The organism is Planococcus sp. CAU13 (assembly GCF_000775575.1).
In the GTDB taxonomy this organism is placed as follows: Bacteria; Bacillota; Bacilli; order Bacillales_A; family Planococcaceae; genus Planococcus.
In genome coordinates this window covers 1-9,879 of record NZ_JRGN01000291.1, presented here as the reverse complement: position 1 = coordinate 9,879, position 9,879 = coordinate 1, and the positions used below count along the sequence as shown (strand labels likewise).

Sequence of the window (9,879 nt, the reverse complement as noted above, 5' to 3'; positions counted from 1 at the left end):
CTGTTTGAGGTGCGGTTCTCGACGAATGAGGTGCGGACTTTGCCATTTGAGGTGCGGTCAGCCCATTTCACTCCGCTTTCACCCCGACAAAAAAACAGCAGCGGAAGGTCCACTGCTGCTGCAGCGGCACAAACCCGTTGTGCCGCCGTGCGCCAGATAGCCCTCCATGCGGAAAAACCGCATGACAGTCCGGCATCTGTTAAATGCCGGCCCAGCAGCGAAGAGCAAGGGCTCTGCACCGCTTCGGCAACTATCCCTTTCGCCAGAAGTCTCCGGAGCCCCTGCCCCTCATTCTGTTTACTGATGATAATTGCGCCTCTATCCCCGCTCCCGCAAAAGAGAGCAAGAACTATTGAATTAGCTCGACTTTATCAAAATTTGCTTTTAATTGCAAGGGGTTTCGGGTATTGATAGGCATTAAAGTGAATTCGGAAGACAGAGACGGGGGTCGTTGAAATGAAGGAGCAGGAAGGCGATTATTATTTGAACATCCAGACAACGGGCACGCAGTGGATTGCGGAAGCGAGTCTGCATCATAACCGTTATGAGCCGACTCCATACGTCCATCTGAAAGAGCTGTTCAATCGCTATCCATTGGAGCCGGACGACGGGCTGGTGGATTTCGGCTGCGGCAAGGGCCGGCTCAATTTCTATGTGCACGACCGTTTCGGCTGCCGGACAACGGGGATTGAAATGAATACCAGTTTTTGCAATGAAGCAAAGCATAACCTTGAAAGCTACTGCCTCAACAGCAGGCGCCGCAGTGGCCGGGAGCTGATCCGGTTCTATTGCGGCATGGCTCAGGAATACGATATCCGCCTGGAGGATAACGTGTTTTATTTCTTTAATCCGTTCTCTGTGCAGGTTTTCATGAAGGTGGTGGACAATATCCTGAAATCCGCGGAAGCGTATCCACGGAAGATGGACATCATCCTTTATTATCCTTCGAAGGACTATATCAATTTCCTGGAACGCAACACGGCGTTTGAATTGAAGGAGACGATCGACTTGCCGGGTGTCCATAAAGATCCCGCGGAGCAGTTTTTGATCTACCGGTTTACACCGGAGGATTAGCTGAACTGCAAGTTCGGGTATAAGCAAAGAAAAGTGGCAGAGGCGGGTGTGGGAAGATGAAGTGGAAAGGCCGAAGAGCAAGCGCGAATGTGGAAGACCGAAGAGGCCGCGGAGGTGGCGGTAAAGGATTGGCTGTCGGGGGAGGGCTCGGCGGAATTGTGCTGGTGCTGATCATCACATTTCTTGGAGGCGATCCGGGAATCCTGCTTGACGGCATGGACGGCAATGGCACAAACAGCACCATCAACCCGGGTGAACCGTACGAAGCGACCGAACAGGAGCAGGAACTGGCGGAGTTTGTGTCGGTTGTGCTGGCGGACACCGAAGAAGTGTGGACAAAAGTTTTTGCTGAAGAAGGCATGCAATATGAGGAGCCGACACTTGTTTTGTTCACGGACAGCGTCCAGTCGGCATGCGGGACAGCCGGCTCGGCGGTCGGTCCGTTTTATTGTCCGGCTGATTATAAATTGTACATCGATCTTGATTTTTATGAAGAGCTCCAGCGCCAGTTTCAGGCACCTGGCGATTTTGCCATGGCTTATGTCATTGCCCATGAAGTCGGCCACCATGTGCAGAATTTGCTCGGGGTGATGCAGGAAGTGCAGCCGCTGCGCAATCAATTGAGTGAGGAAGAATACAATAAACTGCAGGTGCGCCTCGAATTGCAAGCGGATTACCTTTCCGGCGTATGGGCGCATCACGCACAGGAAAAGGGTTATCTCGAAGAAGGGGACCTGGAGGAAGCGCTGACCGCTGCAGCAGCGGTCGGAGATGACACCATCCAGATGCGTTCCCGCGGATATGTCGTGCCGGAAAGTTTTACGCACGGAACAAGCGAACAGCGCCGGAAATGGTTCTATAAAGGTTTCGAAGCGGGCAATCTCGATGAAGGCGACACCTTCGAAGCTGATGGGTTATAAAATCAGCCGAAAAGCCTGTCAAAAAACGAGGTGCAGGATTGATATTTTCGCTCCGGTAATTCATTATATAGAATAGAGAATCTTCTCAAAAATTTGCGGGAAGAAAATATGTTCTATGAAGGAAGTAAACTCATGCAGGAAGAAAATATAACGCGCCTGCAATACGGCGATAAAGAATTGATACTGATCGGTACAGCCCATGTTTCCAAACTGAGCGCCGAACAGGTGAAGGAAGTCATTGAAGCGGAACAGCCCGACAGCGTCTGCATCGAACTCGATGCCCAGCGCTACCAGTCGGTGATGGATAACAGCAAATGGAAAGAAACCGATATTTTTAAAGTGATCAAAGAAAAGAAATCGAGCCTGCTGCTGATGAACCTGGCGATTTCGTCTTTCCAGAACCGCCTGGCCGACCAGTTCGGCATCAAACCGGGCCAGGAAATGATTCAGGGCATCGAGTCGGCTAAAGAAACCGGCGCTGAACTCGTGCTTGCCGACCGCAATATCCAGGTGACGTTTTCGCGCATTTGGGGCAATATCGGCCTGTGGGGCAAGATGCAATTATTGTCATCCGTCTTTTTCAGCATCTTTTCGAAAGAGACAATCTCAGAAGAAGATCTGGAGAAGATGAAATCCCAGGATACGCTTAGCGCGGTCATGGACGATTTCACCAAAGCTTTTCCCCGCCTGAAAACTCCATTGATCGATGAGCGGGATCAGTATCTGGCACAGAAAATCAAAGAGTCACCCGGCAAAAAGGTGGTCGCTGTTCTTGGAGCCGCCCATATACCGGGTATCACCAAAGAGATCCACAACGAGCACGACCTGGAAAAACTGTCGGAGATTCCGCCGAAGTCGAAATGGCCGAAAATCATCGGCTGGGCGATTCCGCTGCTGATCATCGGCATCATTGCCTATACATTCATCTCTAACCCGGCAGCCGGAATTGATCAGACAATCAGCTGGATCCTGTGGAACGGAACATTGGCGGCAATCGGTGCAACCATAGCATTCGGCCATCCGCTGGCCATCATAACCGCGTTTGTCGCGGCACCGATTTCCTCGCTCAATCCGCTTATTGCGGCAGGCTGGTTCTCTGGTCTGACCCAAGCCGCGCTGCGCAAGCCGAATATCGGGGATTTCGAAACCTTGTCAAAAGATGTTTTTACGATCAAAGGCTTCTGGGACAATAAAGTCACGCGCGTCCTGCTGGTCGTCGTCCTGACGAACCTCGGCAGTTCCCTTGGTACATTCATCGGCGGTGCAGATGTCATCCGCCTGTTCTTCGAAAATTTATAAACCATATCTTAACTTCGTCCAGCCGCGAGCTGGGCGTTTTTTATTTTCTTGAGAAAAGGGTATAGAGAACAGATTTGGAAATGGAAATAAGGAGTTATAAAGTGGGCAATAGTGAGGGAAAGGTATACAATACTTATACGAACACGAAAGAGGGTTTTCCCGATGAATTACATAATGGAACGCAGCAAATTATTTATTCTCCTGATTTTCATCCTCATGCTTGTTGGAGTCTATACGTTTCTGACTTTGCCGCAGCGCGAAATTCCGGAAACGCCGCCGGGGCTAGTCCTGGTGTCGACCATCCTTCCGGGAGCAGGGCCGGAGGAAGTGGAGCGGTCGATCACGACGCCGCTGGAAGTTGAGATCGGTAAAGTGGACGGCATTACATCGATCCAGTCCATTTCCGCCAATTCTGCTTCCATTATTACATTGGAGCTTGAAGACGGCCTGGATCCGGATGCGCTGATCAATTCAATTCAGCAGGAAGCGCAAAGTGCATCTGCGAATTTCCCGGAGCAGGCGCAGGAAACCGCTGTCGAAAAGCTTGATATGACTTTCCCGCTTGTGTCGTATATCTTCTACGGCGACCGTGAGGAACTGGACGGTATGAAACAGGTGCTTGATAGTCTTTCTGAAGATGTGGAAGCTGTGTCGGGTGTTGCCGGTACGACGGTGAAAGGACTGAACGGCCAGCAGATTCTAATAGAACTGGACGGCGACGCAATGGCCGAAAACAATCTCCAGCCATTTGCTGTACTCGAGTCGCTGCAGCAGGCCAATCAGCCGCTGTCGCTCGGTACTCATGACAACGGCAATGAACGCCTCGTTTTGACTGTCAGCCAGGAGGAAGGCATCGAAAAGCTGCAGCAATTACAGGTTGGCTCTTCCGCTGTTCCGTTAAGTGATGTGGCGACGATTGAAATGGTGGATCAGGAAACGGCGGACATCATCACTTTTGAAGGCGAAGACGCCATTTCCTACACCGTATTCCTGCAGAGTGGGCAGGATATTCCCTCTGTCGATGAGCGCGTGACGAAAGTGATCGAAGCGTTCAATGAAAAACTGCCTGCCGGTGTGGAAGCTGATAAATACGAGTCGCAGGCGGATAATGTCAATGAAATTTTCAGCAGCCTCTATATTTCATTGCTGATTGCGGTGCTGGCTGTCCTCATTGTAACGACAGCAGGACTGACACTGTTCGGTGCATTTGCAGTGGCGTTGACGGTGCTTGCTTCTGTCTTGACCGGGCTGATTCCGATTCCGTATATGGGTGTAGATTTGAACCAGATTTCGGTTATCGGCCTCATCATCGCCATCGGGATTCTGGTCGATGACAGCATTGTCGTCAATGACAATATCCAGCGGCGCTATAAACTGGGGGATTCGGCGAAGCAGGGTGCCATCAACGGCGTGCGTGAAGTGTATCCATCGATCATTTCATCCAGTCTGGCGATTGTTGTAACGTTTTCTCCGCTGCTGCTGCTGTCGGGCGGCAACGGCGCTTTCATCAAGGCGCTGCCGAGCATCCTCATTACGACGATCATCGCGTCGACCGTTTTGTCCATCACGCTGGTGCCGATGATGCAATATCTGAAAACGAAACGAAAGGCCAAAAAGATTTCCGATACACCGGGATTCCTCGGCAAACCGCTTGAAAAGCTTGCCCTGTTTTATTCGGAGAAAGTTTTGCGCAGCGTCCTGAAACGGCCGTTATGGGTGGGCATCGGCGGCTTGCTGCTTGCGACGGGCTTACTGTCGCTTGCGCTGTTTACGCCGTTCGAGTTTTTCCCGGAAGCTGACCGCGAGGAAGTGACGATGGACGTCCGCCTGACGGAAGGGACGACGATTGAAGAAACGGATGCGTTCATGGCGCAGATTACGGAAGAAATCGCCGAAGAAGATGACAATGTCAATGAACTCGCGATTTTCACCGGTGAAGGTCTGCCGAACCTGTTTGCTTCATCGATGGACAATACCGGTTCTAATACGGGCCAGGCTGCGATTCGCATCAACCGTGACGCAACATCAGCTTCGGCGTTTATCGATAAATGGGAGCCGGAGCTGCGCGAACGCTACCCTGACGCTGAGATTTTCCTGAACACGATTGTGCAGGGACCGCCAGTCGGTGCGCCGGTGACGGTTACGGTTTCGGGGGAGGATATCGCGGAACTTGAAACTTTGCGCGATTCGCTGAAGCGGCAGATGCTTGATAACGGAGCGGACATCGTCACAGATAACCTCGGCGAACCGGTGCCGGCTGTTGAGTACGTGCCGAACCGCGATGCGCTCGAAAGCAACAGCATTGCGCTCAGCACTGTAACGAATCAGCTGCAGCTGCTGACACAGGGCATTCCGCTGTACAGTATTTTTGAAGACAATGAATTCTACGATCTTGTTCTGAAACAGGCAGGAATCGAAGAAGGACAGGAAATCGACCTTTCTCAATTTGCGGTTCCTGCAGGTCAAAGCGGCTCACCAGAAGAAGCGCAGGGACCGTCGACAGGTGCCCCTGCAGCTGGAGGTCCGCCGCAACTGATTCCGCTGGACGAATTATTGGATGAACAGCAAACGGAGGCCATTGCCCAGGTGCCGCATGAAGACGGAGACCGGGCGATCACATTGCGCGCTTTCGGCAGCAATGATGACTTCGAAGCAGACATGCTTGAAGTGGTTGAAGCGGAGAAAGCGGGGCTTGCGGAAGGATATGAAATTTCCACAGGCGGCGAAAATGACGACCAGCAGGCATTCTTTGCTGAAATCGGCATCCTGTTCCTTGTCGTATTATTGCTCGTCTATCTTGTCATCGCCTTCCAGTTTAAATCGTTCAGCCTGCCGTTCCTGGTGCTGATTGCGGTTTATCTCGGAATTTCCGGAGCGATTCTTGGCTTGTTCATCACCCAGACACCGCTCAGCTTCCTTGGCGTAATGGGGATTGTATCGTTAACGGGGATCGTCGTACGAAACGCGGTCGTGCTGATCGACTTTGTTGAAGCGCGCCGGTTGTCCGGTGACTTCTCGATAAAAGAAGCAATCATGGAATCGGGTTATGCGCGCCTGAAGCCGATTGTACTGACTTCGATCACTTCAATTGTGGCGCTGATTCCCGTCGCCTTATCCGGTGACCCGCTGTTTGAACCGCTCGCGGTCACAATCATTGCCGGACTGGCGTTCTCAAGCCTGTTCACATTGGTGATGATCCCAGCGCTTTACCTGGTGTTCTACCGCATCAGACACCGCAAGGAGAAAGCAGCAGCTTAATTTTGACAGCACAGCCTTCGCCGGCTGTGCTGTTTTTTATTCGAAATAAAAAATTGTTGATTAGCCGAAAGCGGGAGGGGTAACTAAGGTAATAGAACAAAAATCATGCTCCAATGCAGCGCGTTGCAGACAGCGGGGTGAAGCCGATGGCAAACAGACACGATGTCCATGATAAAAAAGATATCAAAATAGCTCCGCTGCTCGCAGTGCTGATGGCGGGTGTATTCGTGGCTATTTTAAATCAGACGCTGCTTGCTACAGCGCTGCCCCATATTATGGATGATTTGAATATCACTGCCAATACAGCCCAGTGGCTGACGACGGTCTTCATGCTTGTCAACGGCGTGATGATTCCGGTCACCGCTTTTCTGATCGGCAAATTTTCAACGCGTGCACTGTTTCTGACAGCGATGGGGTTGTTTACAGCCGGAACCGTCATTGCGGCGCTTGCGCCGGGTTTCGGAATTTTGATGGTCGGACGCATCATCCAGGCATCGGGAGCCGGAATTATGATGCCCCTGACCCAGACAATCCTTTTTGTCGTTTTCCCTGTAGAAAAGCGGGGGCAGGCTATGGGCTTGTTTGGCCTCGTCATTTCTTTCGCTCCGGCACTGGGTCCTACGCTGTCAGGCTGGATTGTCGGCCAGTACCCATGGCGGGCCCTGTTTTATATAGTCATTCCGATTGCCTTGCTTGATTTGATTCTGGCTTACTTTTTCCTGAAAAATGTCACGAAACAGACTTTTCCGAAGCTGGATATTTTGTCAGTGGTGCTGTCGACGGCAGGCTTCGGCGGGATTCTTTACGGCTTTTCCAGTGCCGGCTCAATCGGCTGGGGCAGCTGGCCGGTCATTTTGTCCATTGGAATCGGCGCTGTTTCGCTGGTCTTCTTTATTCATCGCCAGACAATTTTGAAAGAACCACTGCTTGAATTTAAAGTTTTCCGATATGGTATTTTCACCTTATCGACCATTCTAAGCGTCGTCGTTTTTATTTCCATGATCGGCGGCGCTACGATTCTGCCGATTTATATGCAGGACATGCATGGTTTTACAGCACTCCAATCAGGGCTCATGCTGTTGCCGGGTGCCATCATTATGGGCATCATGAATCCGGTTGCGGGTAAGATATTCGATCTTTTCGGAGGCAAATGGCTGGCGGTTATCGGCTTATCGATTGTCACCGTCAGCACTTTCCAATTTACCGTGCTCACCGCCGAAACATCATTTACCTATCTGGCGGTTATGCATGCCATCCGGATGTTCGGCGTCTCGATGGTTATGATGCCGGTGACGACTGCCGGGCTCAATCAGCTGCCGGAACGCCTCATTCCGCATGGCACGGCAATGAGCAATACCATGCGCCAGGTGTCCGGCTCAATCGGCACGGCCCTGCTCGTTACTGTCATGACCAGCACGGCTTTGGATCCGCAGCAATTTGGAGTACAGGGTCTCATCCGCGGCGTGAATATATCTTTTGTCGTCGCAGGTATGCTCAGCCTCGTCGGCGTTTTTCTGTCCTTTTTCCTGAAGAAAGCAGAACCTCCGGCTGAAGGCGAATAAAACACGGGGGTGCAGGCAAGTTTTTCAGAAAGAAGGCCTCAAGTTTGAATTTTCATCCGATTGGAAATATGGTAAAACAGCGGATTTGTAACACAATGTACATTTACTTCTTTGAAATGATTTGGTAAGATGTCTGACGACGGACGAGTTAGACGTGAAATTAGCCTAATTTTCTGAGAAAATATAATTTATGAGGTGAAGCAGTGAATATATTATGGGGCATCTTCGGCATAATCACCGTTCTGGGACTTGCTTTCCTGTTATCGGATGGTAAAAAATCCATTAAGCCACGGACAATTCTGGGCGGTTTGGCAATTCAAATCACTTTTGCATTCATCGTGCTGGAGTGGGAATATGGCCGCAAAAAGCTGGAACAGCTTTCTGAGCTTGTGAATAATGTAATCGGTTACGCGGGCGAAGGGATTGCCTTCGTATTTGGCCCTGCAGCGGATACAAACAATTTTGGTTTCGTCTTTGCCTTTCAGGTATTGACGATCATCATCTTCTTCTCATCTCTTATTTCTGTGCTTTACTATTTGGGCATCATGCAAATCGTTATCCGATTCCTGGGTGGGGGGATATCCAAATTGCTCGGTACAAGTAAGGCGGAATCGATTTCTGCCGCGGCGAACATTTTCGTCGGACAGACGGAAGCGCCGCTTGTTGTGCGTCCATTCCTCGCGGGAATGTCGAGATCCGAGTTGTTCGCGGTTATGACCGGGGGACTGGCATCAGTCGCAGGTTCTACACTGGCCGGCTATGCACTTCTTGGTGTTCCGCTTGAATACCTGCTGGCTGCCAGCTTCATGGCTGCTCCTGCCGGTTTGATCATGGCGAAAATCATGATTCCGGAACGTGAGGAAATCGAGGAAAAAGAATTTAAACTTGAAAAAGATAACCAATCAACCAACGTCGTCGACGCTGCTGCACGTGGTGCAGCAGACGGTTTGCAATTGGCTTTGAATGTAGGGGCGATGCTTCTGGCGTTTATCGCTTTGATTGCGCTGCTTAACGGATTGCTCGGCGGACTTGGCGGCTGGTTAGGCCAGGAAGGCTGGACAATCCAGGGAATTCTCGGATTCATCTTTGCGCCGCTTGCCTTTGCCATTGGCGTACCATGGGCGGAAGCGGTCCAGGCCGGCAGTTACATCGGCCAAAAACTCGTTTTGAACGAGTTCGTCGCATACGTTTCCTTTACAGCGGAAATGGCTGATCTGTCGCCGAAAACTGTCCTGATCGTCAGCTTTGCTCTTTGTGGCTTCGCCAACTTGAGCTCACTGGCAATCCTGCTTGGCGGACTCGGAGCACTTGCTCCAAACCGTCGCCCGGATATCGCCAAGCTTGGCATGAAAGCAGTAGCGGCGGGTATGCTCGCTTCACTCTTGAGCGCTTCGATTGCGGGGATGTTCTTTTAATCAATAAATTTTGGAGCCACATGCAAAATGCGTGTGGCTCTTTTTGATGGGAGTGTTTTGGATTTTGGTTTATGGGTTTTTCGCTTTTCGCTTTGGCGAAAAGCATCCATTATTGAGTCCCGGTTTTGGAGCGGGGGAAGATAATAGGGGTATGGGCGTTAATCAGCGTGCGGCAGACCGAAAACCGTTTGAATGGATTGCATTTCGCCGGGGGCGAAATGCGATAGGGGCGGAAATGCGTAGTGGAGAGTGGCTTTTTGAAGGGGAATGGGTGATAGCGACGTCACTTTTTCGATAGAGCGACGCTGGAAGGGTGAATGAGAGGCTTTTCGCACAGCGAAAAGCTTCTTT

The 9,879-nt window shown here is 51.0% G+C and carries 7 protein-coding genes and 1 riboswitch; of the genes, 6 read left to right on the top strand and 1 reads right to left on the bottom strand.

Features of this window, described 5'->3' with window-relative positions:
• Positions 1-149: 149 nt before the first annotated feature.
• Positions 150-329, bottom strand: a riboswitch (Lysine riboswitch).
• 127 nt (positions 330-456) lie between these two features.
• From KW93_RS13555 to KW93_RS13530, 6 genes are all read left to right on the top strand, one after another.
• Positions 457-1,074 (top strand): class I SAM-dependent methyltransferase, encoded by a 618-nt coding sequence (locus tag KW93_RS13555; protein WP_033543570.1) that lies wholly within the window; start codon positions 457-459, stop codon positions 1,072-1,074.
• A 56-nt stretch (positions 1,075-1,130) separates the two neighbouring features.
• Positions 1,131-1,994: a KPN_02809 family neutral zinc metallopeptidase gene (gene ypfJ / locus KW93_RS13550; RefSeq protein ID WP_033543569.1), complete on the top strand. Its 864-nt coding sequence runs from the start codon at positions 1,131-1,133 to the stop codon at positions 1,992-1,994.
• A 132-nt stretch (positions 1,995-2,126) separates the two neighbouring features.
• Positions 2,127-3,293: a TraB/GumN family protein gene (locus tag KW93_RS13545; RefSeq protein WP_033543568.1), complete on the top strand. Its 1,167-nt coding sequence runs from the start codon at positions 2,127-2,129 to the stop codon at positions 3,291-3,293.
• Between the two features lie 162 nt (positions 3,294-3,455).
• The gene (locus KW93_RS13540) at positions 3,456-6,551 is read left to right on the top strand and encodes an efflux RND transporter permease subunit (protein ID WP_033543567.1); all 3,096 of its coding nucleotides are present in this window, start codon (positions 3,456-3,458) and stop codon (positions 6,549-6,551) included.
• A 146-nt stretch (positions 6,552-6,697) separates the two neighbouring features.
• On the top strand, positions 6,698-8,113 hold the full coding sequence (locus tag KW93_RS13535) for a DHA2 family efflux MFS transporter permease subunit (protein ID WP_033543571.1): 1,416 nt from the start codon (positions 6,698-6,700) through the stop codon (positions 8,111-8,113).
• A gap of 203 nt (positions 8,114-8,316) precedes the next feature.
• Positions 8,317-9,528: a NupC/NupG family nucleoside CNT transporter gene (locus KW93_RS13530; RefSeq protein WP_033543566.1), complete on the top strand. Its 1,212-nt coding sequence runs from the start codon at positions 8,317-8,319 to the stop codon at positions 9,526-9,528.
• Positions 9,529-9,686: 158 nt separating this feature from the next.
• Here KW93_RS13530 and KW93_RS17845 read toward each other — a convergent pair.
• Positions 9,687-9,879: hypothetical protein (locus KW93_RS17845; protein ID WP_235318423.1), on the bottom strand; the 193-nt coding region annotated here is incomplete at its 5' end.